This is a genomic window from Mesorhizobium sp. B3-1-9 (assembly GCF_006439595.1).
Taxonomy (GTDB): domain Bacteria; phylum Pseudomonadota; class Alphaproteobacteria; order Rhizobiales; family Rhizobiaceae; genus Mesorhizobium.
This window is the reverse complement of the sequence record NZ_VFTJ01000009.1, coordinates 14,085-38,312: the sequence shown is the minus strand read 5'-3', so window position 1 is coordinate 38,312 and position 24,228 is coordinate 14,085. Positions and strand designations below refer to the sequence as shown.

The 24,228-nt window shown below is 65.6% G+C and carries 22 protein-coding genes; 12 read left to right on the top strand and 10 right to left on the bottom strand.

All coding sequences use genetic code 11. From position 1 onward, the window contains the following. Positions 1-9: 9 nt before the first annotated feature. The 3 genes from FJW07_RS17670 to FJW07_RS17660 are packed head-to-tail and all read left to right on the top strand — an operon-like array spanning position 10 to position 2,859. Positions 10-1,578, top strand: coding sequence for a heme biosynthesis protein HemY (locus FJW07_RS17670; protein ID WP_140857882.1), 1,569 nt, complete (start codon positions 10-12; stop codon positions 1,576-1,578). Between the two features lie 33 nt (positions 1,579-1,611). Then, positions 1,612-2,091: a TerB family tellurite resistance protein gene (locus FJW07_RS17665; RefSeq protein ID WP_140857881.1), complete on the top strand. Its 480-nt coding sequence runs from the start codon at positions 1,612-1,614 to the stop codon at positions 2,089-2,091. Between the two features lie 18 nt (positions 2,092-2,109). Continuing rightward, the gene (locus tag FJW07_RS17660; RefSeq protein WP_140857880.1) at positions 2,110-2,859 is read left to right on the top strand and encodes a glutamine amidotransferase; all 750 of its coding nucleotides are present in this window, start codon (positions 2,110-2,112) and stop codon (positions 2,857-2,859) included. A gap of 34 nt (positions 2,860-2,893) precedes the next feature. On the opposite strand, the gene FJW07_RS17655 is transcribed toward FJW07_RS17660, so the two are convergent. Then, positions 2,894-3,892, bottom strand: coding sequence for a membrane dipeptidase (locus FJW07_RS17655; protein ID WP_140857878.1), 999 nt, complete (start codon positions 3,890-3,892; stop codon positions 2,894-2,896). Further along, positions 3,889-5,337, bottom strand: coding sequence for an aldehyde dehydrogenase family protein (locus tag FJW07_RS17650; RefSeq protein ID WP_140857877.1), 1,449 nt, complete (start codon positions 5,335-5,337; stop codon positions 3,889-3,891). Before FJW07_RS17650 ends, FJW07_RS17655 begins: the two co-directional genes overlap by 4 nt. Positions 5,338-5,437: 100 nt before the next feature. Here FJW07_RS17650 and FJW07_RS17645 point away from each other — a divergent pair, with 100 nt between their 5' ends. The 5 genes from FJW07_RS17645 to FJW07_RS17625 are packed head-to-tail and all read left to right on the top strand — an operon-like array spanning position 5,438 to position 10,712. Beyond that, positions 5,438-6,346 (top strand): LysR family transcriptional regulator, encoded by a 909-nt coding sequence (locus tag FJW07_RS17645; protein ID WP_140857875.1) that lies wholly within the window; start codon positions 5,438-5,440, stop codon positions 6,344-6,346. 15 nt (positions 6,347-6,361) lie between these two features. Beyond that, positions 6,362-7,366: an Ldh family oxidoreductase gene (locus FJW07_RS17640; protein ID WP_140857873.1), complete on the top strand. Its 1,005-nt coding sequence runs from the start codon at positions 6,362-6,364 to the stop codon at positions 7,364-7,366. Then, on the top strand, positions 7,363-9,018 hold the full coding sequence (locus FJW07_RS17635) for a hypothetical protein (protein ID WP_140857871.1): 1,656 nt from the start codon (positions 7,363-7,365) through the stop codon (positions 9,016-9,018). The genes FJW07_RS17640 and FJW07_RS17635 overlap by 4 nt, the downstream gene beginning before the upstream one ends. Then, positions 9,015-9,593 carry a DUF3726 domain-containing protein gene (locus tag FJW07_RS17630; protein ID WP_181182666.1) on the top strand — a complete coding sequence of 193 codons (579 nt, stop codon included), beginning with the start codon at positions 9,015-9,017 and terminating at the stop codon, positions 9,591-9,593. Before FJW07_RS17635 ends, FJW07_RS17630 begins: the two co-directional genes overlap by 4 nt. A gap of 12 nt (positions 9,594-9,605) precedes the next feature. Continuing rightward, the gene (locus FJW07_RS17625) at positions 9,606-10,712 is read left to right on the top strand and encodes an SAM-dependent methyltransferase (protein ID WP_140857867.1); all 1,107 of its coding nucleotides are present in this window, start codon (positions 9,606-9,608) and stop codon (positions 10,710-10,712) included. 127 nt (positions 10,713-10,839) lie between these two features. Here FJW07_RS17625 and FJW07_RS17620 read toward each other — a convergent pair whose 3' ends face one another. Continuing rightward, entirely contained in the window at positions 10,840-11,106 is a 267-nt protein-coding gene (locus tag FJW07_RS17620) for a hypothetical protein (RefSeq protein WP_140857865.1), read from the bottom strand. Between the two features lie 165 nt (positions 11,107-11,271). On the opposite strand from FJW07_RS17620, the gene FJW07_RS17615 reads away from it, so the two are divergent. Next, entirely contained in the window at positions 11,272-11,502 is a 231-nt protein-coding gene (locus FJW07_RS17615) for a hypothetical protein (RefSeq protein ID WP_140658689.1), read from the top strand. An 81-nt stretch (positions 11,503-11,583) separates the two neighbouring features. Here FJW07_RS17615 and FJW07_RS17610 read toward each other — a convergent pair whose 3' ends face one another. The 7 genes from FJW07_RS17610 to FJW07_RS17580 form a co-directional block, all read right to left on the bottom strand. Continuing rightward, positions 11,584-12,822: an MFS transporter gene (locus tag FJW07_RS17610; RefSeq protein ID WP_140857863.1), complete on the bottom strand. Its 1,239-nt coding sequence runs from the start codon at positions 12,820-12,822 to the stop codon at positions 11,584-11,586. Positions 12,823-12,980: 158 nt separating this feature from the next. Next, complete coding sequence (locus FJW07_RS17605; protein WP_140857861.1) at positions 12,981-14,081, bottom strand: aminotransferase class I/II-fold pyridoxal phosphate-dependent enzyme; 1,101 nt, start codon at positions 14,079-14,081, stop codon at positions 12,981-12,983. Positions 14,082-14,271: 190 nt separating this feature from the next. Beyond that, entirely contained in the window at positions 14,272-14,733 is a 462-nt protein-coding gene (locus FJW07_RS17600) for a MucR family transcriptional regulator (protein ID WP_140646091.1), read from the bottom strand. 208 nt (positions 14,734-14,941) lie between these two features. Continuing rightward, the gene (locus FJW07_RS17595) at positions 14,942-15,646 is read right to left on the bottom strand and encodes an ROK family protein (RefSeq protein WP_140785481.1); all 705 of its coding nucleotides are present in this window, start codon (positions 15,644-15,646) and stop codon (positions 14,942-14,944) included. A gap of 16 nt (positions 15,647-15,662) precedes the next feature. Next, the gene (gene zwf / locus FJW07_RS17590; protein ID WP_140857859.1) at positions 15,663-17,039 is read right to left on the bottom strand and encodes a glucose-6-phosphate dehydrogenase; all 1,377 of its coding nucleotides are present in this window, start codon (positions 17,037-17,039) and stop codon (positions 15,663-15,665) included. Positions 17,040-17,052: 13 nt separating this feature from the next. After that, positions 17,053-18,060 carry a phosphogluconate dehydrogenase (NAD(+)-dependent, decarboxylating) gene (gene gnd, locus FJW07_RS17585; RefSeq protein ID WP_140707067.1) on the bottom strand — a complete coding sequence of 336 codons (1,008 nt, stop codon included), beginning with the start codon at positions 18,058-18,060 and terminating at the stop codon, positions 17,053-17,055. A 56-nt stretch (positions 18,061-18,116) separates the two neighbouring features. Then, positions 18,117-20,525, bottom strand: coding sequence for a glucan 1,4-alpha-glucosidase (locus tag FJW07_RS17580; protein ID WP_140857857.1), 2,409 nt, complete (start codon positions 20,523-20,525; stop codon positions 18,117-18,119). Between the two features lie 196 nt (positions 20,526-20,721). Here FJW07_RS17580 and FJW07_RS17575 point away from each other — a divergent pair, with 196 nt between their 5' ends. The 3 genes from FJW07_RS17575 to FJW07_RS17565 are packed head-to-tail and all read left to right on the top strand — an operon-like array spanning position 20,722 to position 24,228. Beyond that, a complete protein-coding gene (locus FJW07_RS17575) occupies positions 20,722-21,738 on the top strand; it encodes an ABC transporter substrate-binding protein (RefSeq protein WP_140658696.1) in 1,017 nt (338 codons plus the stop codon). Positions 21,739-21,785: 47 nt separating this feature from the next. Next, positions 21,786-23,249 (top strand): sugar ABC transporter ATP-binding protein, encoded by a 1,464-nt coding sequence (locus FJW07_RS17570; protein ID WP_140658697.1) that lies wholly within the window; start codon positions 21,786-21,788, stop codon positions 23,247-23,249. 1 nt (position 23,250) lies between these two features. Next, the gene (locus tag FJW07_RS17565) at positions 23,251-24,228 is read left to right on the top strand and encodes an ABC transporter permease (protein ID WP_181166912.1); all 978 of its coding nucleotides are present in this window, start codon (positions 23,251-23,253) and stop codon (positions 24,226-24,228) included.

The window sequence follows — 24,228 nt, the reverse complement described above, 5'->3', positions numbered from 1 at the left end:
GACGACAAGATGATCCGCCTCCTCGTCTTCCTCGCCGTCGTCTTCGCGCTGGGACTGGGCTTCGCCTGGCTGGCCGACCGCCCGGGCGACATGATCGTTACCTTCAACGGCTACCAGTACCAGATCACGCTGATGGTGGCGGCGGTGGCGATCGTCGCCGTGGTCGCCGCGGTGATGATCGTCTGGTGGCTGATCAAGTCGCTGTGGAACAGCCCCTACACGATCTCGCGCTATTTCCGGGTGCGCCGCCGCGACCGCGGCTACCAGGCGCTGTCGACGGGCATGATCGCCGCCGGCGCCGGCGACGGCGCGCTGGCGCGCAAGAAGACCAAGGAGGCGGTCAAGCTGATCAACTCGGATCAGGAGCCGCTGATCAATCTGCTCGACGCCCAGGCCTCGCTGCTCGAAGGCGACCATAAAGGCGCGCGGGAAAAGTTCGAGCGCATGCTCGACGATCCCGAGATGCGGCTGCTCGGCCTGCGCGGGCTCTATCTCGAGGCCGAGCGCCTCGGCGACCGCAATGCCGCGCGCCACTATGCCGGCCGTGCGGCGGCGGTGGCGCCGCAGCTTGCCTGGGCGGCAGAATCGACGCTCGAGGAGCTGACCGAACGCGGCGACTGGGACGGCGCGCTGAAGCTGGTCGAGGCGCAGAAATCGACAAGGCAGATCGAGCGCGACGCGGCCAACCGCCGCCGCGCCGTGCTGCTCACCGCCAAGGCGCAGGCGCTGGTCGACAGCGATCCGAACGCGGCCCGCACCGCGGCGCTCGAAGCCAACAAGCTGGCGCCGGATTTTGCGCCTGCGGCGGTCATCGCCGCCGATCTGGTTATCCGGCAAAACGACGTGCGCAAGGGCTCCAAGATACTGGAGGCCGCGTGGAAGGCCGAGCCGCATCCGGATATCGCCGAGCTCTACACCCATGCCAGGCCGGGCGATGCCGTGCTCGACCGCCTCAACCGGGCGAAGAAACTGCAGGAATTGAAGAAGAATCACGCCGAGTCGTCCATGACCGTGGCGCGGGCGGCGCTCGACGCGCAGGATTTTGCCACCGCGCGGCGCGAGGTGGAGGCCGCGATCCGCATGGATCGCCGCGAGGGCGCCTATCTGCTGCTCGCCGATATCGAGGAAGCCGAGACCGGCGACCAGGGAAAGGTGCGGCAGCTGCTGTCGAAGGCCGTGCGCGCCCCGCGCGATCCGGCCTGGGTGGCGGACGGCGTCATCTCCGAGCGCTGGGCGCCGGTGTCGCCGGTCACCGGCAAGCTCGACGCCTTCACCTGGCGCGCGCCGATGGAACGGCTTGGCCAGCTGATCGACAGCGAGACGGACGTTGCGGTGCCGGCGATCACCGCTGCGCAGCCCGCCGCACCCGCTGAAAAGGCGATCGATATTGTTGCCGACGCGCCCGCCCAGAAGCCGGTGCCGGCGAATGGCGGCGAGAGGGACGCGGCCGTTGCGGAAGCCGTCAGCGAAGCTGAAACCACCGGACGGGGTTCGGAATTACCGCCTTTGCCGGACGATCCAGGTGTCGCGCCGGAAGAAGAAGCGGATAAATCGCCGCGCCGGTTTCGTTTGTTCTGAGGTCGGGTTTTGGTGGGCAGGGAAAAGGTGTCGATGTTCGAGCGTGTGTTGTCCTTCCTGAGAGATCTGCCGGCTGCTGGCCATGCCAGGCCGAGCGCCGACGATCCGCGCGTCGCGGCCTCGGCGCTGCTCTACCATGTGATGAACGCCGACGGCGTGCGCCAGGACGTCGAATGGGAGCGGTTCAAGGAGATCCTGGCCGAGACCTATTCGGTGAGCGGCGAGGAGCTCGACGCGCTGGCCGCGGCCGGCGAGCGCGCCGACAATGAGGCGATCGACCTCTACGCCTTCACCAGCGTGCTCAAGCGCGATCTCGACGCCGAGGCGCGCAAGGCCTTCATCGGCCTGATGTGGGAAATCGTTTATGCCGACGGCGAGCTGCACGAGCTCGAGGACAACACGGTCTGGCGGGTCGCCGAGCTGATCGGCGTCGAGCGCCATGACCGCATCGAGGCGCGCCAAAAAGCGGCGGCCGAGGCGCCCGGCGCGCGGGGCAAATCGAGCGACGAATAACAGGACCCTTCGCCTTCCATGCCATCAAGACCGAGGCCGAGACCAAGAATCCTGATCGTGCTGCATCAGGAGAATTCGAGCCCCGGCCGCGTCGGCCACATGCTCCTGGAAGAAGGCTTCGATCTCGACATCCGCAGGCCGCCGCTCGGCGATGGGCTGCCCTGCACGCTGGACGATCATGCCGGCGCTGTGGTGTTCGGCGGGCCGATGAGCGCCAATGACGAGGACGAGTTCGTCCGCCGCGAGACGGACTGGCTGCAAATCCCGCTCAAGGAGAACCGGCCGTTCCTCGGCATTTGCCTCGGCGCGCAGATGCTCACCAACCATCTCGGCGGCAAGGTCGAGGGCCATGGCGAGGGCCTGGTCGAGATCGGCTGGTATCCGCTGAAGGCGACCGACGCCGGCAAGAAACTGCTGCACTGGCCGGAGATGGTCTACCAGTTCCACCGCGAAGGCTTTTCGCTGCCGAAGGAAGCGACGCTGCTGGCGACGGCGGAGACCTATCCCAACCAGGCCTTCCGCTATGGCGAGAATGCCTGGGGCATCCAGTTCCACGGCGAGCTGACCCGGATGATGATGCAGCGCTGGGTGGTGCGCGGCGCGCATCGCTTCGAATTGCCCGGCGCGCAGCCCGGCCGCGACCATCTCGGCGGCAGGCTGATCTGGGACATGCATCTCAAGCGCTGGCTGAGCGAATTTCTGGGGCTGATTTTTGGTAGGCCGGCCTCGGGTAGAGCAAAACCGATTGCCCTGAACGGCCGAGCTTGACCCGAAGACGACTTACGCCTGCCGAGGCGCGCGCCTATCTGCTCGTTTCTTGCGAATCCCGGGCGGAAGGCAGGCTGGCCTCGAGGAAGCGGTGCCAGGCGCCGCCAAGAACAAGCGCGGTTTCGGCCGCACCGAATCCCGCCGAGGAAAGGCCTTGCGCCAACTTCGCAAAATCGAGGTTCGATCTGAACCAGGATGGCTGACCCGGAAAGCTCGCGGTCGCCTGGATCTCGCGGGTCCAGCGACCCTCGCGCATCCAGCGCACGATGCTGTCGGGCTGGTCCTGGCAGAGATCCGAGCCGATGCCGAGATGATCCGCCCCCATGATCCCGGCCGCTTCGGCAGCCATCTTTCCGAACTGCTCCAGCGTGGTGTCCGAGCCGTTCGGGAGGTGCAGCGGATAGAGCGAAAGGCCGAGCAGCCCCTCCTTTGCGCGCAATGCCTGCAATACGGCCCTGGAGACATTACGGTTGCTGTCGCGCAGCCAGCGCGGATTGGCGTGGCTGATGACCACCGGCCGCTCCGAGAGCGCGATCGTTTCCAGCGCGGTCCGCTCGCCCGCATGCGACAGATCGATGATCATGCCGAGCCGGTTCATCTCGGCGATGGCCTCGCGCCCCATCCGCGTCACGCCGCTGTCCTCCTTCTCCATCCAGCCGCAGCCGAGCAGCGACTGGTTGTTGTAGGTGAGCTGCATGAAGCGGATGCCGAGATCGAAGAGCATTTCGATCAGGCCGATGTCGTCCTCGATCGGCATCGGGTTCTGCAGGCCAAGCAAGATCGCCGTGCGGTTCGTGGCCCGCGCCCGCTCGATGTCGCCGGCATCGCGCGCCAGAAGGATCAGGTCCTCATTGTCGCGAAGCCAAGTGCGCCAATCGACGAGATGGCGCACTGTCTCGCGAAAACCTTCGTGATAGCCGACCGTGGCATGAACCGCGGTCAGCCCGCCCCGGCGCATCTCCTCGAAAATTTCGCGCGACCAGTTGCAGTATTGCAGCCCGTCGATGAGTACTTGCGGCGCGTCGCTGGTCATTCGGCCACGCCCGCGTGGATGTAGGATGTCTTGATCTGCGTGTAGAACTCGACCGCGGCGCGGCCCTGCTCGCGCGGGCCGTAGCTCGAAGCGCGAACGCCGCCGAACGGCACGTGGTAGTCGGTGCCGGCGGTAGCCAGGTTGACCATGACGCAGCCCGAGCGAGAGGCGTGGCGGAATTTCGTCGCGCGCGCCAGCGAGCGCGTGGCGATGCCGGCCGTCAGCCCGTAAGGCGTGTCGTTGACCAGCAGGATCGCCTCGTCGAGATCGTCGGCGGCAATGACGCAGGTTATCGGCGCGAACATCTCCTCCTGGTTGATGCGCATGCGCGAGCGACCGTTGAGGAAGACGGCAGGCGCCATGTAGTGGCCCCGATGCGCCAGGTCGAGCGCTTCGCCGCCGGTCGCAAGCTCCGCTCCTTCGTTTATGCCAAGCGTCACATAATCGAGATTGGCCGAGAGCTGCTCGGCACTGACGACCGGCCCCATCTGGACGCCGGCCGCAAGCGCATGGCCGACCTTGAGGGCTTTGGTTTTCACCAGCAGCTTGTCGACGAAGGCGTCGTGGATCGGCCGATGGACGATCAGGCGGGACGCCGCCGTGCATTTCTGCCCGGTGCCGCCGAAGGCGCCGTTCACGGCAAGGTCGACGGCACGGTCGAGGTCGGCATCGTCCATGATCACGAACGGGTTCTTCGACCCCATTTCGAGCTGCAGCTTCACGAACCGCGCAGCGGCCAATGCCGCGATGCCGGAACCGACGGCACCGGAGCCGGTGAAGCTCAACCCTTGTATGTCGGCATTGGCGGCAAGCTCGCGGCCGATCGTCGACCCCGATCCCATGACCAGGCTGAACAGGCCTTTCGGGATCGCCTGCCGGCTGATGATCTCGGTCAGCGCCCAGGCGCTGGCCGGGGTGATGCTGGCCGGCTTCCAGACCGCGGCATTGCCGAAGGCGAGCGCCGGCGCGATCTTCCAGGACGCGGTGGCGATGGGGAAATTCCACGGCGAAATGATCGCGACGACGCCGAGCGGTTCGCGCTCGATCAGAACGTCCACGCCAGCCCTGACGGAATCGGCCGAGGAGCCGAGATTGCGCAAGGCTTCAGCCGCGAAATAGGTGAAGAACTGGCCGGCGCGATAGACCTCGCCGACGCCCTCGGGAAGGGTCTTGCCCTCCTCGCGCGAAAGCAGTTCGCCAAGCTCCTTCGAGCGCGCCATCAGTTCGCGACCGATGGCGTCGAGAACGGCGGCTCTCGCTTCGAGCCCGGCCGCGGCCCATTCCCGTTGCGCGCCTTGCGCCGCCGCCACGGCGTCGTGGACGTCGGACGGCCGCGCCTGGACAAAGCGCCCGACGATGTCGGTCACGTCGGAGGGATTGACGTCCTCGACCCAGTCGGCGCCATCGCGCCATTCGCCTGCAACGAAGTTCTGACCATTCAGCATCGTGTTCGACCTGCATCAATTCGGTTGACAACGACCTAACCAATGCTGTGAACTTCAATCAAGCTCAATTTTTGGCGCAAATGTTCAGGCAAGCTTAACAGTGACCAAAACCATCAGCCTGACCGGCATGCGCAGCTTCGTCGCGGTCTGTGAGACCGGCGGCGTGCGCGCCGCCGCCGATCAGATCGGCCGCACCCCGTCGGCCGTGTCGATGACCTTGAAACAGCTGGAAGATGACATCGGCGCGCCATTGTTCGAGAGCGAGCGCAAGGGCGCGCTTTCGCCGGTCGGCCGCATCGTGCTCGACGAGGCGCGCGCAATGATCGCGCATTACGACCGTGCCTGCCTGGCAATGACCAGCTATGCGGCGGACCGGCAGGGCCGCTGCGACGTTGCCAGCGTGCCTTCGGTCGCCGTGACCTTGCTGCCGCGCGCCATCGCCCAGCTTCGCGCCGAGGGCAGCCGGTTCGACATCCACATCCGCGACAGCGATTCCAGCGCCATCGTCGACGCCGTCGAAAACGGCATGGTGGAAGTGGGGCTGTGCGTGCTCGCCGCCAGGCGGCCGCAGCTCAGCTTCGAGCCCCTGTTCCACGAACCGCTCGATTTCGTCTGCCCGGCCGATCATCCTCTGGCAAAATCCAAGCGCCCGTTGAAATGGGCGCAGCTCGACGGCGAGAACTTCATTCGAAACGGCGCCGCCGCGGCGCTCGGGCTTGCCGAGACCGAGGCGCTCGCCGCCGGCTCGAAACTCACCGCGACCAATGTGAGCTCCAACCTGGCGATGGTGGAGGCAGGGCTCGGCGTCACCATCCTGCCCCGGCTCTGCCGCTGGAAAAGCAGCCATGACGTGCGCTTCGTTCCTCTTGCCGACCCGCGCTCGAGCCGGACCGTGGGCTGGATCGCCAAGGAAGGCCGCAACCTGCAGCCGGCGTCGCTGCGGTTCATCGAATGCATTCGCCTGCAGACGCGGGCGAGCGAAGGAGAGTTCGGCTATGCGGCGGCATGATTGGCGGATGACCGGATGACGCGCCTGACGCAAGCCCGCATCGAGAGGCTAGCCCACACCGCGCTGCTGCGCCATGGCGCCAGCGAGGCGCAGGCCCGTGCGCTCGCCGCAGCCATCGCGGCAGCCGAACGCGACGGCCTGAAGTCGCATGGCCTGATGTACCTGCCGACCTATTGCGAGCATTTGACCTGCGGCAAGGTGCTGGGACAGGCCGAGCCGCGCTTGACGCGTCCGGCTCCGGCGGTCGTCGCCGTCGATGCCGGCAACGGCTTTGCGCACGCGGCCATCGCCATCGGCCTGCCGGCGCTGATCGAGGCGGCGCGCTCGCAAGGCGTGGCGGCGCTGGCCATCCGCAATTCCTACAATTGCGGCGCGCTCGGCTATCACACCGAACGTATCGCCCGGGACGGCCTGGTCGGTCTGGGCTTCACCAACGCGCCGGCCTCGATCGCGCCCTGGGGCGGCCGCAAGGCGGCCCTCGGCACCAATCCGTGGTCGCTGGCCGTCCCGGACGGGCACGGCGGCGCGCGCTTCGTCATCGACCAGAGCGCCAGCGTCGTCGCCAAGAGTGAGGTCATCAAGCGGGCCCGCGCCGGCGAGCCGATCCCGCCCGGCTGGGCTTTCGACGCAAGCGGCGAGACGACCACCGATGCCGGCGAAGCGTTGAAGGGTACGATGGCGCCGGCGGGCGCCTACAAGGGCGTCGGCTCCGCATTGCTGGTGGAGATCTTTGCCGCATGCCTGACGGGAGCCAATCCCGGGCTGGTCGCCAGCCCCTTCTCCGGCACGGCCGGCGGCCCGCCTGGAACCGGCCAATTCTTCCTGGCGGTCTCGCCCGAAGCGACATCGGCCGGGGCATTCGCGGGCAATCTGCAAACCGTCGCCGGCGCCTTCATCGGCGAGGCGAGGCTTCCGGGCACAAGGCGCTTCGGCGCGCGCGAACAGAACGCCAAAGAGGGCATCGAGGTAGCGGCGGAAACGCTTGCCACCTTGGAAAAGCTCGCAGGGACCGCCGCATGACGGCGATCGCGCTGCGCCCGCCCGAGATCGTCATGCGCCTGCAGCGGCTGGGCGCCGCGCATCCGACGCGGCTCAGTTTTCTGCGCCAGCTGATCCGCCGCGCCACCAGGGAGAAATGGCAAGTGCGCAAGCACCTGTTCGATCTCGACGACCAGGGATTCGGGCGCGCGGTCTATGCGGTCGAGACGCCGGCAAGGACCTACAGCCTGGTCGCGTTCTCGACCCCGCTCGACGACGAGAAGCGGTCCGACCGGGTGATCGCGCAGGCCTGGGACACGAGCTACGTGCTTTACGACGGATTGCCGGACGCCGCCGAAATCGCGCGGCTGGAGGCAAATGCGCCGCTGCAGGAGGCAGGCCGCTACACCAGAAGCGAACTGGTGCTGGCGCGTGCCAACAAGAGCGTGCGGCTGTTCGAGGAAGTCGCCGCGGCACTGGCACAGGGACGACAGCCGGACGAGGAGCAGTTGCTCGGCGTCGGCTATCTGCTGCGCACCACGGCGGTTTACGGCAATGGCAAGTTCGGCATCGCCGATCGCGACGAGATCGCAACACGGCCGGAGCTTGCGGGATCCTTCCAGGCGGAAATGCTCACGGTCTGGCTGATCCGATCCTTCACGCTCGATCTTGTCGACCACATCGCCTATCGCCGCAATCCGGCCGGCGCGGCAAGGCTGGCGCCGGATTTGCGCCGAGCGCTCGGCGTGGGCAATGCGACGGGGCTCGGCATGGCGCCGTTTCTCGTGCGCCATCCGTTGTTGACGCATAGCTGGTTCCTGGCCCGCGAAACCGCGCTGGCGCGGGTGCGCGTCGAACCGCAAGCCGGTGCGACGGAACGAGACGGTTTCTTGAAAGCGCTCGCCGATCTGCGCCAGCGCGTTGCCCGCTGGCATAGCGACGATGCCCGCCAGGCCGCCGCGACCTTGTCGCTGGCCGCCGATCTCGACGCGCTGGCCGAAAACCTCGACCGGCTTCTGGCGCAGCCCCGCCCCTGGGATGCGCTCTATCGCTTCGCCGAAGACCATTTCTCGCTCGAGGGGCAGGAGGCCTGCTTATCGCTGATCCTCGAGCCGCACGGTGCCCTGATTGACGAGCTCGGCGACACGATGAAGGCCGACGAGACGCCCGGCCATGCCATTGACGGCGCCATGAGCTGCGCCTCGCTTCGTCAGGCGCTTGTCGCCTCTTATTCCTGGGCGGCCAAGGTCGACTTCGCTGAGCCGTCCGCCAACGCGCGCTTCTGGTATGTCTCGGCGGAGAAGCTCGAGCCCCGGCTCGGCGAACGCTTCGAGGAGGACGGCGCCGATCTCGAACAGCCTTTGGCCACCGCGCGCGACGCGCTCAGCCTGGTCGAGGCTCTTGCGGGGGAGCCACCCACGGCCAGTGTCGCGGACTTCCTGCTGCGCCGGCCCGAATGGCGCCACGCGGTGCGGCGGGCCCAGATCGTCGCCAGGTTTCCCTATGCCGAAATCCACGACAATCTGATCGGCGCCGACTTGCGGCCCGTCGACATCTTGCGCGCAAAGCTCGCTTTCTTCGGCGCGCGCAGCTTCGATCCGCGCTCCGACCGCTGGCTGCGGATCGCGCTGTTCAGCGGCGAGCCCCTGATCGAGGATGTCGCCGCCATGGCGCCGGCAGGAGAGGCGGCGTGATCGACCTGTCGCTCAACGAGGTGGAAACGCTGAGCACCAAGGCGGCGCGGGGCGCCGGATTTTCATGGGGACTGGCCGAGGATATCGGCCGCGCGGCACGCCGGATCGCGGTCGAGGACGACAAATGGGGCGTAGCCATGCTGAGCCTTGCCGAAAACGCGCAGTCCTTCGCGGCGCCCGACCCTGCCCGCGCGGCGCGCTGGCGAAAAGGCGAGACGGACAAGCCGGCCGAAACGCCGCTTTGCCCGATCCGAACCGCGGCTTTGCTGCTCGACGATCCGCTTCCAGCGAGCGCGCTGCCGCTGGCGATCATCGATGTCGGCCTGCCTATCTGGCTCGACGCCATGCTGCGCCGCTCGGCCATGCGCATGGCGCGGCCCGTGGGGCCGGTGACGCGCGCCGATGTCGTCATCGAACGCCGCCCCGAAATCGAGCAACCCGCCTCGGGCCGGCGCGGCGCGATCGACGAGCGGACGCTTGCGGCGCTCAATTCCTTCGCCACCAGAACTTATGTGCCGGAAAGCGAAGGGTCGCGTGTGCGTGGTGCCGGCGGCGGCCGGGTGGACGACGAATAAGGGGAGAAAAAAATGAGCGCAGCCGACGGCCAGAAGATCGCCATGCGCGGAGCGGGTTATTACTCGGCCAACACCGTGGGCGCCAAATACGTCATCGACAAGGTCGGCGATCTCGTCGTCGAGGCCGTCGCCGGCATGCCCCGGCTGGCCGACGGCCAGCCATTCGCCATCGCCGATTTCGGCGCGGCCGACGGCGGCACCTCGATGGACATGATGCGGCGGCTGGTCGGCGCCGTTCGGGAGAGGGAACCGGACCGGGCGATATCGATCACCTACACCGACCTGCCCCACAATGATTTCTCGACGCTGTTCCGGCTCAGCCAGGGACTGCTTGGCACCTCGACGGAGGTTCCGCTGGCCGAGACACCCGGGCTCTACATCTTCGGCAGCGGCACCAGCTTCTATCGCCAGATCGTGCCGGACAATTCGCTCTCGTTCGGCTTTTCCGCCACGGCGATGCACTGGATCAGCAAGCGGCCCTGCATGATCGCCGACCATGTCCAGGCTGTCGGCGCGACCGATGCCGAGCGGGCGCAGTTTCGGGCCCAGGGGCTGCGCGACTGGGAGACGATCCTGCTGGCCAGGGCGCGCGAGCTCAGGTCGGGCGGCAGGCTGGCGCTGGCCAATTTCTGCGTCGACGAGGAAGGGCGCTATCTCGGACACACGACCGGGGTCGATATGTTCGACGGCTTCGCGCGCCATTGGCGCGACCTGGCTCAGGCGGGGCGGATCAGCGAGACGGAATATGTCAACGCGACGTTCCAGCAATTCTACAAGACGCCGGGCGAGTTCGCGGCACCCTTCCGCGATCCGGCTTCGCCGGTGTCGCAGGCCGGACTGAGGCTGGAAAACATCTTCACCATGGTGACGCCGTGCCCCTATGCCGAAGCCTTCCGGGTCCATGGCAATGCGCAGACCTTCGCCAGGGCCTATGTGCCGACGCTCCGCTCCTGGTCGGAAACCGTCTTTGCCAACGCGCTCGACCCCTCGCGTCCCGCGGCCGATCGTTCCGCAATCGTCGACGCTCTTTACGGCGCGTACGAAGCCGATGTCGCGCGCGCCCCCGAAGGCCATCGGATGGACTACGTCCACTGCATGACGGAGATCGTCAAAGGATAAGTGGTACCGAAACCTATGCGCCCCGCACTTGCGCCTGGTCTCGGTCGTGGGATGTCAAGGAGACCACGCCGAACTTCGCGCCGCTCGGTATCAGGTGCTTGTGCGAAATCCCCGGGGTTAAGGAATTTCAAGGCACTGGTTCAGCGGCAAGTTCCTGTATTTTCCCGAGGAGATTTTTGACGAGCAGCTGGTAGACGCGCGTGAGTTCGTCCGGTGATAATTCAACTCTGATGTCGTACTTGCCGGAATAGTTCACCTGCAGATCAACGGTTCCGAACAGCGTCGCTGCGCCATCGCGAATGTCGGTCGCCACGGCCATGTTCGCCAATGGCTGATCCAGCAGAATGACGCCTGGTTCTCCGGGATGATTGTGCGTCGTCGTGCGTATTTTCACAACGTAATCCTCCTGTCAGGTGAGAGCCCGCCTCTCCACATCGGCATCGGGCCCTGTCCAAAATAGAAGCCATCCCCTCAAAACGCGAGGAACAAAAATGGATGGTATCGGCGCGGCCACGAATCTGTGTTATGCGCCGCCCGATCAATCAAAGGACGACACCCTGTGAACGAACTGACCGTGGCCGAGGCGACCGAAAGCATCTACGCCTCACTCCGAGCGGACAATGCCGATATCGACGCCCATATCGCGGCACTCAAGGCAGCGCTGGCGCGAGAGGGGAAAAAACAGGCGGTGTTCGATCCAACCAGGCTGGTGCAGAACAACCGCGCCGGCCGCAAGTTGATGCAGGCCTATTTTCGGCAGCGCGGCGTTAGCGTGAGTTTTTCGGAGTAGAAGCTGCTCCTATCTCATTAAGCGACGGCGGCGCCTGATTGGCCCGAGTGTCGGATCCAGTGGCCTAGATCCAGAACTTTATCAGTTGCGGCTGTTGAGGTGCTGTACCTGGCGCAGCGCCGGAAACAGATAGGCCCACAGGCCGGCGACGGCGATGGCGCCGATGCCGCCGATCACCACTGCGGGAACCGTGCCGATCAGCGCCGCCATCGTGCCGGCGCGGAATTCGCCGACCTCGTTGGAGGCGCCGACAAAGACCTGGTTGACGGCGTTGACGCGGCCGCGCACCTCGTCCGGTGTCCAGAGCTGGATCAGCGTCTCGCGGATATAGACGCTGAACATGTCGGTGGCGCCGAGCAGGGCGAGCGCCACGATCGACAGCCAGGTGATGGTCGAGACGCCGAACAGCACGGTGAAGGCGCCGAACAGAGCGACGAAGCCCAGCATGATCTTGCCGGCATGGTCGCGGATCGGATGGCCGGCAAGCCAGACGGCGACGCAGATGGCGCCGATGCCCGGCGCCGAGCGCAGCAGGCCGAGCCCCCAGGGGCCGAGCTCCAATATGTCGCGCGCATAGACCGGCAGCAGCGCCGAGGCGCCCGACAGAAGCACGGCGAACAGGTCGAGCGAGATCGCGCCGAGGACGATCTTCTCGCCCCAGATATAGCCGAAGCCGGCAAACAGCGTCTGCATCGTCGGCTTGTCGGTGGCCGTCTGCTGGGCGGGCTTGGGAATGGTGAAGATGAGCGCGGCCGCGGCGAGCATCAGCACCGCGGCGGTGGCGTAGGCGACTTCCGCCGAAACGCCGTAGAGCAGGCCGCCGGCGACCGGGCCGACGATGGTCGCCGTCTGCCAGGCCGACGAGTTCCAGGCGATCGCGTTGGCGAAATCCTCCTGCGGCACGAGATTGGCGAACAGCGAGGACGAGGCCGGGCCGTAGAAGGCGCGGGCGATGCCGAACATCACCAGCACGATGAAGATCGGCAGCGGGCTGGTCAGGCCGCGCAGCGTCAGAAGCAGCAGGGCCAACGCGCAGCCGGCCTCGACCAGAGTCGCCAGGGTCATGATCAGGCGGCGGCCGAAGCGGTCGGCGACCACGCCCGTGACCAGGACCAGAAGCAGCGAAGGCAGGAACTGGACGATGCCGACAATGCCGAGGTCGAACGGGTCGCGGGTCAGATCATAGACCTGCCAGCCGACGGCGACCGACACGATCATGGTGGCGAAGGTGGTGAGGAAGCGCGCCGTCCAATAGCTGAGGAACGGGCGGTGGCGGAAAGCAGCGTAGCGCTGCTCCGGCGATACTTGTTCTGCGGTCATGGAGGTAGGCCCCGTTTCGAAAAACATTGGCCAGCGGGGCACTTCCCGAATGGGCGCTGTTCCGGCCAATGAAACTTAATAAAGTTCGCGGGGCATATGCTTCAAAATCGAGTTTGGATCAAGGGCTTTTGGACTTTTCAGCCGATTGCACGAGGAAGTTACCGCCTTAGAGCAGCCGAGATGGCCGCCAACCCGCCGCGCAACTCCGCTTCCTTCGGCCAGCCGAAGCCGAGGCGGAAGAAGCGTTTCGGCATCTCGAACCAGTGGCCGGGACCGACATAGGTGCCGTGCTCTTCCAGCAGCCTGGTGTAGAACTTGTCGAGGTCGAAGCCGGCATCGACGTTGAGTCGGGGGAAGCCGACGACACCACCTTGCGGCCGCACCCAGTCGACGAGAGGCTCGCCTTCGATCCAGGCCTGGACGATGTCGCGGCGCCTGGCCATTTCGGGGAGAAGCGAGGCGAGAAGGGCGTCACGGCGTTCGAGCGTGGTGCGGGCGATCGCTTCGTCGATGACGCTGCCGCAGATGCCGATCTGCTCCTTGGCGGCGAGGAAGGTTTCCTGCAGTTCCGGATCGTGGGTCACCAGCCAGCCGATGCGGATGCCCGGAATTCCGAACGCCTTGGACAGCGAGCAGACGCTGATGGCGCTTGGGCTGAGCGAGGCCGCCGCGGGCAGGCGTTCGCCGTAGGAGAGGTCGCGATAGGTCTCGTCGACCAGCAGCCGGCACTTGCGATGTTCGGCGAGCGTAATCAACGCGTCGAGATCGGCGCGTGTCATCATCGTGCCGGTCGGGTTGTGCGGGCAGGTGACGCTGATCAGTTTCGTGTTCGGCCGCAGCTCTGCCTTCACACGGTCGATGTCGACGGCAAAGCCCTGGTCGAAATCGAGATCGACATAGGAGATGGCGCAGCCGATCGCCTTGGGTGTCTCGATGTTGGTGGCGTAGTTCGGCCGCACGACCACGAGATGGTCGCTGGCCGAAAGAAGCGACGTGGCGATGATGAACAGCGCGCCGGCCGCACCCGCGGTCACCAGCACATCGTCGGGAGAAACGCCCCTGTCCTGCCCGGCGATCAGCGCCCGCAAGTCCTTGTCGCCGCGATGCTCGCCATAGAACAAGGTGAGGTCGGGCAGCGCGAGGCCGATGTCGGACAGTTTCTGGTCGGCGATCGAGCTTTCGGAAAGGTTGTAGCGGATGCGGCCGTAGCCGTATTCCTCCGGCGCTTCCTTCTCGATCACCATTCTGGCGTAGTTCATGGCTATGTCCCCCAGCGGTTGATCGTTCATGGAAACGACAAACCGATCGTCCTGTTTGCAATTCCGGACGCTTCACGCTTTTCCTGGAATTGCTCTGGTCTCCGGCCGCATCCAAGCCATAAAAGCAGGAAGCCTGCCAAGGCGGATTCCTCGGCAGGCTTGCTTAAACCATTGGTGCAGGCGCGTTATTTCAGGCCGTCGCCTTGGCCTTCCTGCCCTTTGCGGGCTTCGCCGGCACCGGTTCCGCCTTGCGGCCGAGGCCGATCGACTTGGCGAGCTGCGAGCGCGACGCCGCATAGTTGGGCGCGACCATTGGGTAATCCACGGGGAGGCCCCATTTGGTGCGGTAGGCTTCGGGCGTCAGGCCGAAATGCACGCCGATATGGCGCTTCAGCGATTTGAACTTCTTCCCGTCCTCGAGGCAGATGATGTAATCCGGCGTCACCGAGCGCCTGGGATTGACGGCGGGAACCGGCGGGGGTGCCGCGGGCTCCGCCGGCCGGCTTATCCCGCCGATCGAGGAGGCGACGCTGGCGATCAGTTCGCCCAGGCCCGAAGCAGGCAGGCGGTTTTTCGCGACATAAGCCGATACGATGTGAGCGGTGAGTTCGAGCAGGTCGACTTCCCTGGCTGTGCTGGTGTCCTCGTCCACGTAGTCCCTCCATATTGCCGCAAGGCCGCGAAAACGCTGCGGTCTTCGCGGTGTGTAATGTCAAAGCGCCGCGAGCGTTGTTTTGCGAATCCGGAAAGGTGCTTGGCGCCGCAGGCCCGCGAATTCCTAGTCGGCAAATCTGCGCGACGCAATGATCTGTCGTGTCACTACACGCTGTTTTGAACAATTATACTGAAATGTAACAATATCAGACGATCAGCGCCTTGTCGCGCCATAGTCGAAATCCACCCGCGAAAGCGCGAGTGTTGTCGCCGCGCCGGGATTTTTCAGGCAATTCATCGAGCTTGTCGACATTGCCGCCGCCGATCACGACATAGTCCGGCTGCAAGGCGGCGCGAAGCCTGTCGACCACGTCGAATACGTATTTGCGCCATCTCTTCTTCCCGCGCTTTACCAGGCCGCGTTCGCCGACATAATCCTCGAAACTGGCGCCTTTTTTGTAGGGCAGGTGGGCAAGCTCCATGGGCTGCCCGACATTCTTGATGATCATGGCGGCGCCCAGGCCCGTGCCAAGGCCGAGGAAGAGCATGCGGCCGCCGTCATAGCTGCCGATCGCCTGCATCAGCGCGTCGTTGACGAGCTTCACCGGCTTGCCGAAGGCGGCGGTGAAATCATAGCCGTTCCAGCCCTTGCCGAGATTGAAGGGGTCGAGCGAGGGCTTGTTGTCGCGCACGGGACCGGGATAGCCCATCGAGATGACGTCGTAGTCCAGGTCCTCCGCCAGTTTCTTCACCGAAGCGACGACCTGGTCAGGGGTCAGGCTCGGCCCGGACGCGACGCGGCGCATCTCACCGCCGGCACTGGTGAGGATTTTTACATGCGAGCCACCGACATCGATGGCGAGCACGATCGGATCGCTGCTCGCCGCGGCGGTTTTTGCTGTCTTCGCCATCCCGTCCTCCCCGAAGTTACTTGCTCGGATTGATCCAGCCATCGGGCGGGCCGAAGCCGTTCATGGCATCGGCCGGCCCCCAGGTCTTGGGCGCATAGATTGCCGGTGCCGTGGTGTCGCCGAGCACCGGGCCGACGATGCGCCAGGCAAGCTCTGCCGCGTCCTGGCGCGTGAAGAGCTGGCCGTTGCCGTTCATGGCGTCGCCGATCAGCCGCTCATAGGGCGGCATGTCGCCCTTGGTGTCGTCGAGCGCGGTCAGCTCAACCTGCTCGCCGATCATGTCGTCGCCGGCGACCTTGCGCTGGGCGCCGATCGAGATCGCCACCTGCGGGTCGATGCGGAAGCGCACATAATTGGCGTCGCCCGGCTTGATCGGGTCGAAGACGTCGAGCGGCGGCCGCTTCATACGCACGATCACCTCGGTGGCGTGCACCGGCATGTTCTTGCCGGCGCGGATGAAGAAAGGCACGTCCTGCCAGCGCCATGTGTCGACGAAGAAGCGCACCGCCGCGAAGGTTTCGACCGGCGAGTTGGGCCTGACGCCCGGTTCGGCCAGATAGCCGTCGAACTGGCCACGCACGACATCGCCCTTGGTCAGCGTGCGAATGGCGCGCAGCACCTGCACCTTCTCGTCGATCAAGTCGTCGGCCGAGCGGCCGACCGGCGGTTCCATGGCCAAAAGCAGCAGGATGTTGAGCAGGTGGTTCTCGATCACGTCGCGGATGCAGCCGACGTCGTCATAGAATTTGCCTCGGCCCTCGATGCCAAAATCCTCGGCCATGGTGATCTGCACGCTTTCGACGAAGTTGCGGTTCCAGATCGGCTCGAGGAAGGCGTTGGCGAAGCGGAAATAGAGCAGGTTCTGGATCGCTTCCTTGCCGAGATAGTGGTCGATGCGGAAGATCGACTGTTCGTCGAACACCAGATGCAGCACCCGGTTCAGCCAGCGCGCCGACTGCAGATCGTGGCCGAACGGCTTTTCCACCATCAGCCGCGCGCCGCGCGCGGTGCCGGACTGCTCCAGTCCTTGCACGACGGTTTCGAACATGGTCGGGGGGACGGCCATGTAGTGCAGCGGCCGCTGCGCGGAACCCAGCGCCGTCTTCAGCTTCTCGAAGGTCGCGCCGTCGCGGTAGTCGCCGCTGACATAGCGCAGCAGCGAGGCGAGCTTGGCGAAGACCCCGTCGTCGATCGAACCCAGCGCCGTGACGATGCCGTCGCGGGCGCGGTCCACCAGTTTGGGGAGTTCCCAGGGGTCGAAGGCGACGCCGATCACCGGCTCGGTCAGCGTCCCCTTGGCGACCATCTGGTAGAGCGCCGGGAAAATCTTCTTGTGCGCAAGGTCGCCGGTCGCTCCGAAAAGCACCAGCGTGTCGGACCTCTCCTGGCTCATGCCGTTTCTCCCCTCACGCCTTCGGCTTTTCGATATGGCCGCCGAAGGCGTAGCGCATGGCGGACAAAAGCTTGTCGGCGAATTGCGATTCGCCCTGCGAGGAGAAGCGGTCGAACAGCGCCGAGGACAGCACCGGCGCCGGGACGCCGGTGTCGATCGCCGCCTTCAGCGTCCAGCGGCCTTCGCCGGAATCGGAGACGCGGCCGCCGAACTGGGCGAGCGCCGGATCGCTCTTCAACGCGCCGGCGGTGAGATCGAGCAGCCAGGAGCCGATGACGCTGCCGTGCCGCCAGACCTCGGCGACGGCGGGCAAGTCGACGTCGAACTGGTAGTATTGCGGGTTTTCCAGCGGGCTGGTTTCGGCGTCGGCGGTGCGCTGCCTTTTGCCGGCATTGGCCGACTTCAGGATGTTCATGCCCTCGGCATAGGCGGCCATGACGCCGTATTCGATGCCGTTATGCACCATCTTGACGAAGTGGCCGGCGCCGCTCGGCCCGCAATGGAGATAGCCGAAGGGCGCCGTGCCGGCATCCTTGGGCGGGTTGGCGCCCGCATCGGCGCCTGGCGCCAGCGTGGCGAAGACCGAATCGAGATGCTTAACCGCATCGTCGGGGCCGCCGATCATCAGGCAGTAACCCCGCTCCAGGCCCCAGACGCCGCCGCTGGTGCCGACATCGACGAAGTTGATGCCTTTCACCGCCAGCTTCGCCGCCTGGTCGACGGCATCGTGGTAGTAGGAATTGCCGCCGTCGATGATGATGTCGCCCGGCTCCATCAGTGCTGCGACCTGGTCGACGATCTTGCCGGTGATCGCGGCCGGCAGCATCAGCCAGGCGCAGCGCGGCTTGGCGAGCTTGCCGACGAATTCCTCCAGCGAGGCCGCGCCAATGGCGCCGTCCTTGACCATGCCGGCGACGCTTGCCGAATTGATGTCGTAGACGACGCATTCATGGCCGTCGCGCATCAGGCGCCGCACCATGTTGGCGCCCATCCTGCCCAGTCCCATCATTCCGATCTGCATGGTTTCATCCCGATTGCTTGAGGAAAGGAGAAATCTACTGGCCCTGTTGCGTCGATTTATGACGCGTCGATGCCGACGCTGAAGTCGACATTCTCCCAACGCATCGCCCCGGGCCAGAAAAAAGTGAAGACGATGGTGGTTCCCGGCCGCAGGCGGCTAACGGGCAAATCCACCAGATGAATGCCGAACGCATTTTCGGCCGTCCTGCTGTCCTGCACGGTCAGCCACTTGTCGCTGCTCCAATGGACGACGCCGGGCGCCGACAATTCGACGCGAAGAGCCTTGCCGGCGGGAATGGAGCGGATCTTGTTGTTGAAGCGCCAGATCCGCATCGGCGAGACCGTCTTGCCCTTGATGTAGCGCTCGACGCCCTGCGGCGGCAGGTCGAAGACGGCGCCGTCGCGCAGCGAGCGCAACAGCTTGATGTGCTCGGCATGCGCCCAGACCAGCGGCATGGCGCTGCCGGAAGGGGCGCCCAGCCGCAATTCACGGTCCGGCATGTCCGGGCGATCCCAGACCTGTTCCGGCAGAAGGCCGCCGACGCCCGCCGAGCGTTCGAAAGTCTCAAGCAGTTGCGCCGCTTTGTCCTTGCGGCCGGCGGCCAACTCGTAATGGGCGCGCTCGCCGGCAAGCAGCGGCCACGGCCGCCCCCGGCCGGTGCCGTCGAAGGGTGCCCCGTCCTCATGCTCTCCATAGCCGTCGCCGGTATAGCGGTACCAGAGCGGCCCTTGCGGCAGGTCGCGGCGCAGCTCGGCGTCGATCGCCTTGACGGTGTTGAGGATGCGCGGATCGTCAGCGGCTCTGAGCCCGAAACGCACCAGCGCCAGGGCATCCGGGCTGATGATGGCCTCGGCCGGTCTGTCGGTATCGGCCGGCGGCCGGTTCTTGATCGGCACGAAGCCGTTCTTCGGCGACGCGGCGCCGCCATCGTCGGGCGGGGCGATACGGACATAATAGCCTTCGATGCCCGCCCTGGTGCTTGCCGGGGTGCCGGTGACATAGGTCCAGCGCTCGATCTGGTCGTTCCAGCAATCGGCGATCTCGCGCAGGTAGTTTGCCGGCTCATTTTTACCGGAGGCGTCCAGCATGTCGGCAGCTGCGAGCAATGCGGCTATTTCCACGGCCAGCGTGAACGGGCTGTAGCCGGCGTCCTCTTCCCAGCGATCCTCGCCGGTGACCGGGCCGTTGCGCACGACATAGGCGGCCGCGTTCTCGATCATGGTCAGGAAGTCGGCGAGCCTCGACTTCTGCAGATGGCCGGCGCGGCGCAACGCATCGGCAAGCAGCAGCGGAAAGGCGCATTCGTCCATCTGGATGCCGGGCCAATAGGCGGTCCCGTCGGACCAGCAATTCTGCGGCCAATGGCCGTCCGGCTGCTGGATCGAACGCAGATAGGTGAGGATCTGCAGCGCCTGCCTGCCGTCGCCGGCGGCGAGGAAGCCGCCCGCCGTCTCGACCAGGTCGCGCGGCCAGACGAGGTGATAGCCGCCGAGATCGTCGTCGCCCTTGTTGAAACCCCAGGGGATCGACAGGCTGGCGACCGCGGCGCCGGGCCTTGCGAGGGAGAGATGCGTCGCCAGCACCGCGCTGCTGACGCGGTAGGCGTTCAGACCGGAGGCGGCGTGACGGTCGAGTTTTTCCAGCCCTGCCTGGAATGTCCGCCAGGTCTCGACATAGGTTTTCGCCGCCGGCTCGAAACCCTGTTGCAGGCTTGCAAGCGCAAGGTCGGCGGCTTCCTCCGGCGAAGCGCCGAAGCCCAGCGCCAGCAAGGCAACCGTTTTGCCGGCCGAAAAGCCGATCTCGCCGGTCAGCGCGACATTGCCGTTTTCGGCCGCCCGGCTGGAGGGATCGAGCCCGCCATTGTCGTGCAACTGCTGCCAGCCGTCGGAGAAGCCGACATAGCCGGCCGAGCAGGCGCCCCAGGGCAGGGAGGAGGCGAGCGCGAGCGAGACGCCGCGTCCGGTGGCAAAGAGAAGGCGCTCCCCCTTGTGCTCGCCGATCCAGGCGGTGTTGCCCATGCCGGCATTGACGAGATGCGGCGCCAGCAGCGCGTAGACGCGGTAATCGGCAGCTTGGCTCTTGAGGGCGGTGAAATGCATTTCCTGCAGCAGGACGGGTCGTTTCGAATCCGTAACGATGCGCTTCTCGATCTTGTAAGCGCCGTCGGAAGCGACGTTGGTCAGCCGGTAGCCGGGGACGCCGTCCTCGAAAGGTTCGACGGTGTGGGCCGCATCGCGCTTCTCTTCGGAAAAATAACCGCCGGGACCGGTCACGACCAGCCCCAGGTCACGCGTGCAGGCGCTGTCGAGGCGCGGATAATAGATTTCGTTCAGAATGCCGTGACTGATGGTGAACCAGAGCGGGCTTTTTGCCGAAAGCGCGGTGCCGACACCGCTTTTGGCGCTTGATGTCCAGCGTGCCGGTATTCCGGGCGCGCCTCGAGCAACGGTCGGCGTCACTGCCATGCAATCTGTCTCCTGCCCGTGTTCCTAGACCATGACGCGGCGGCTTATCAATCGTCGCACCGCAAGTTGATCGACGGCGCCAAGGCTTTGCAGTTGACAGCTTGCGGTTCGTCTGAATTTGTCTGACAATAGATAAAAAACAGGCACTGCACGTAACGATCATCAGGCAATATCAGCAACCTCGGGAGGAACCGACATGAAGAAACTGCTCGTATTGAGTGCACTTGCGGCGATGCTCGCCTCGGGCACCGCGCTTGCCGACACCAGCGGCAAGAAGATCGCCTTCTCCAACAATTATGCCGGCAATTCGTGGCGCCAGGCGATGCTCGACAGCTACGGCATCGTCACCAAGAAGGCGGTCGACGACAAGATCGTCGCCGCGGCGGACGTCTTCACCACCGCCGACAAGGAAGTGCCGACCCAAGCCGCGCAGGTGCAGAACCTGATCCTGCAAGGCTATGACGCCATCGTCATCAACGCCGCCTCGCCTGATGCGCTCAACGGCGCCATCAAGCAGGCCTGCGATGCCGGCATCACGGTCGTCTCTTTCGACGGTACTGTCACCGAACCCTGCGCCTACCGCGTCGTCGTCGACTTCAAGGACATGGGCAAGCAGGAAGTCGAGCAGATGGCCAAGTTCCAGCCCAAGGGCGGCAATCTGCTGGAAATCCGCGGTCTCGCCGGCACCTCGATCGACGATGCCATCCATGCCGGCATCCTCGAAGGCGTCGCCGCCCATCCGGAGTTCAAGATCGTCGGTTCGGTGACCGGCGACTGGGACCAGACCACGGCGCAGAAGGCGGTGGCGACCATCCTGCCATCGCTGCCCGATGTCGTCGGCATCGTCGACCAGGGCGGTGACGGCTATGGCGCCGCGCAGGCCTTCGCCGCAGCCGGCAAACCGCGCCCGACCATCATCATGGGCAACCGCCAGGACGAGCTGAAGTGGTGGAAGGAGCAGAAGGAAAAGGACGGCTACCAGACCTGGTCGGCCTCGATCGCGCCCGGCGTGTCGACGTTGGCCTTCTGGGTGGCGCAGCAGGTGCTCGACGGCCGCAAGGACATCCCGCACGATCTGCTGGTGCCTTATCTGGCCTTCACCCAGGACGATTTCGAGGCCGCGCTGCCGAACATCAAGGAAGGCGGCGTCGCCACCCACGAATACACGCAGGAAGACGCCATCGCGGCCATCAAGGCCAACATCAAGCAATAGTGGTGGGCAGGTTGCCGCCCGCATCGCCAACCGGATAAAAGTTGAGGATGCTCCAGGCTATTGCGGATATCGTCAGACTGGACGGCGCCGAAAAGCATTTCGGCGCCGTCCGGGCGCTTAACGGCGTCGACTTCCATGTCGGCGCTGGCGAATGCGTCGGGTTGGTCGGGCATAACGGCGCCGGCAAGTCGACGCTCATGCACATGGTGGCCGGCACGCTGCGGCCGGATGGCGGGCAGATCGCCGTGCGCGGCAATCAGGAGGCGAGCTATTCGGTGGCGCGGGCGCTCGAGCTCGGCATACGCTGCGTGTTTCAGGAATTGTCGCTCTGCCCCAATCTCAGCATTGCCGAGAATACGCGCATCAACCACCCCTCGCTCACCGGTTTCGGCTGGCGGCGCAAGGCCGCGGATCTCATCCGCGCCAAGCTCGACGAGATCTTTCCCGACCACGGCATTTCGGCGGACGATATCGCGGGCGACCTTTCGATCGGCAGGCGGCAGATGGTCGAGGTGGCGCGCGCCTTCACGCTGACCCGCGAGCCGCTGCACCTTGTCATCCTCGACGAGCCGACCTCCTCGCTCGATGCGCATACGGCGGGGCAATTGCTTTCATTCGTGCGCCGCTTCGTCGAAAAGGGCGGCAGCTGCATCCTGATCTCGCATGTGCTGGGCGAGGTGTTGCAGAACGCCGACCGCATCGTGGTGATGCGCGACGGCAAGGTGGTCGCGGCGGATGCCGCCAATGCCTTCGATCGCGATAAGCTGGTCGCCGCCATGGGTGGCGCCGAAGGGCATCACAAAGCCGCCGCCGAGGCCCGCAAGAGCGAGCCTGGCGCGCTCAGGGTTCGCGCGCGCCCGGCCAGGCAGCAGGACGGCAAGGAGCTTGTCGCCCGCGCCGGCGAGATCATCGGGCTTGCCGGCCTTGCTGGGCACGGCCAGACGGACCTGCTCCTGGCCATATTCTCAGCTGCCTCCCGCGCCAGGGCAGGCATCGAGGTCACCGCGCCGGTGGCGCTGGTCGCCGGCGACCGCCAGTCGGACGGCATCTTTTCGCAATGGTCGATCGCGCAGAATATCGGCATCCGCTCGCTGGCCCGGCTGCGCAACGGCCTGCTGATCTCGCCGCAGCGCGAGGCCGAGCTCGCCGAATTCTGGAAGCAGAAGATCGGCATCCGCACGCCGGACATGAACAACAACATCTTCTCGCTGTCGGGCGGCAACCAGCAGAAGGCGCTGTTTGCCCGCGCGCTCGGCTCCGACGCCGAGATCGTGCTGATGGACGACCCGATGCGCGGCGTCGATATCGGCACCAAGCTCGAAGTCTACGACCTCGTGCGCGAGGAGGCCGCCAAGGGCCGCACTTTCCTCTGGTACACCACCGAGACCGAGGAGCTCGACAATTGCGATCATGTCTATGTCTTCAAGAACGGCCGCATCGTCGCCAATCTTGGGCGCGACGAGTTGACGGAGGAAAAGATCATCCAGTCCTCGTTCGGCGATGCGGCCTGAGATGACCGCGATCGCTCCCGGCACGCTCCCGAAATCCTCGCCGCGCGGCAACGCTGCCCGGGCGCGCCTGCTGCGCGGCCTCTTGCCGGCCTTGTCGCTGGCGCTGGTGCTGATCGCGATCGCCTGGCTCAATCCGCGCGCCATCAGCTATTTCGGCTTCAACCTGATGCTCAACCTGGCGATCCCGATCGCGCTGGCGACGATCGCGCAGATGTTCGTCATCGCCGGCAACGAGCTCGATCTGTCCATAGGGACATTCGTCGGCTTCGTCGGCTGCGTGACTGCAACTTGGCTTAGGGATGCGCCGCTCATCGGCATCGTGGTTCTGCTGGGATCGATCGGCGTCTATGCCTTGCTCGGCGCGCTGATCCATCTGCGCAATTTGCCGTCGATCGTTGTCACGCTCGGCATGAGTTTCGTCTGGCAGGGGCTTGCCATTCTGGTTCTGCCCAAGCCGGGCGGCAAGGCGCCGGACTGGCTGCTTTCGATCATGTCCTTCAAGCCGCCCTACATCCCGTTTCCGATCCTTGCCGCGCTGCTGATCGCCGCGGTCGTGCATTTCGGCCTGATGCGCACCTCCTATGGCGTGATCCTGCGCGGTTCCGGCGGCAACGCCGCGGCGCTCAGGCGCGCCGGCTGGTCGCTGCTCCGCACCAAGGTGGTGCTCTTCGCTCTGACAGGCCTGTTCGGCGTGCTTTCCGGCATGGCGCTGATCGGCATCACCACCTCGGCCGACGCCAATATCGGCAACGGCTACACACTGCTGTCGATCGCCGGCGTCATCCTCGGCGGCGGCGAGTTCGTCGGCGGGCGCGTGTCGCCGATCGGCGCGGTGCTCGGGGCGCTGACGCTGGCGCTGGCCGCATCACCGCTCTTGACCTTCATGCACATCCCGCCCGACTGGCAGGTGGCCGCCAATGGCGCGATCCTGATCATCGTGCTTGCCGCGCGGGTGCTGATCAGCCGCAGGGAGAGGTAG

Bases quoted from the DNA above. Each gene is read 5' to 3' on its own strand.
- FJW07_RS17660 (WP_140857880.1), top strand. From the start codon at position 2,110: ATGCCATCAAGACCGAGGCCGAGACCAAGAATCCTGATCGTGCTGCAT.
- FJW07_RS17625 (WP_140857867.1), top strand. From the start codon at position 9,606: ATGAGCGCAGCCGACGGCCAGAAGATCGCCATGCGCGGAGCGGGTTAT.
- FJW07_RS17650 (WP_140857877.1), bottom strand. From the start codon at position 5,337: ATGCTGAATGGTCAGAACTTCGTTGCAGGCGAATGGCGCGATGGCGCC.
- FJW07_RS17605 (WP_140857861.1), bottom strand. From the start codon at position 14,081: ATGAACTACGCCAGAATGGTGATCGAGAAGGAAGCGCCGGAGGAATAC.
- FJW07_RS17580 (WP_140857857.1), bottom strand. From the start codon at position 20,525: ATGGCAGTGACGCCGACCGTTGCTCGAGGCGCGCCCGGAATACCGGCA.
- FJW07_RS17665 (WP_140857881.1), top strand. From the start codon at position 1,612: ATGTTCGAGCGTGTGTTGTCCTTCCTGAGAGATCTGCCGGCTGCTGGC.
- FJW07_RS17595 (WP_140785481.1), bottom strand. From the start codon at position 15,646: ATGGCGAAGACAGCAAAAACCGCCGCGGCGAGCAGCGATCCGATCGTG.
- FJW07_RS17610 (WP_140857863.1), bottom strand. From the start codon at position 12,822: ATGACCGCAGAACAAGTATCGCCGGAGCAGCGCTACGCTGCTTTCCGC.
- zwf (WP_140857859.1), bottom strand. From the start codon at position 17,039: ATGAGCCAGGAGAGGTCCGACACGCTGGTGCTTTTCGGAGCGACCGGC.
- FJW07_RS17565 (WP_181166912.1), top strand. From the start codon at position 23,251: ATGACCGCGATCGCTCCCGGCACGCTCCCGAAATCCTCGCCGCGCGGC.
- FJW07_RS17570 (WP_140658697.1), top strand. From the start codon at position 21,786: ATGCTCCAGGCTATTGCGGATATCGTCAGACTGGACGGCGCCGAAAAG.
- gnd (WP_140707067.1), bottom strand. From the start codon at position 18,060: ATGCAGATCGGAATGATGGGACTGGGCAGGATGGGCGCCAACATGGTG.
- FJW07_RS17655 (WP_140857878.1), bottom strand. From the start codon at position 3,892: ATGACCAGCGACGCGCCGCAAGTACTCATCGACGGGCTGCAATACTGC.
- FJW07_RS17670 (WP_140857882.1), top strand. From the start codon at position 10: ATGATCCGCCTCCTCGTCTTCCTCGCCGTCGTCTTCGCGCTGGGACTG.
- FJW07_RS17640 (WP_140857873.1), top strand. From the start codon at position 6,362: ATGACGCGCCTGACGCAAGCCCGCATCGAGAGGCTAGCCCACACCGCG.
- FJW07_RS17635 (WP_140857871.1), top strand. From the start codon at position 7,363: ATGACGGCGATCGCGCTGCGCCCGCCCGAGATCGTCATGCGCCTGCAG.
- FJW07_RS17575 (WP_140658696.1), top strand. From the start codon at position 20,722: ATGAAGAAACTGCTCGTATTGAGTGCACTTGCGGCGATGCTCGCCTCG.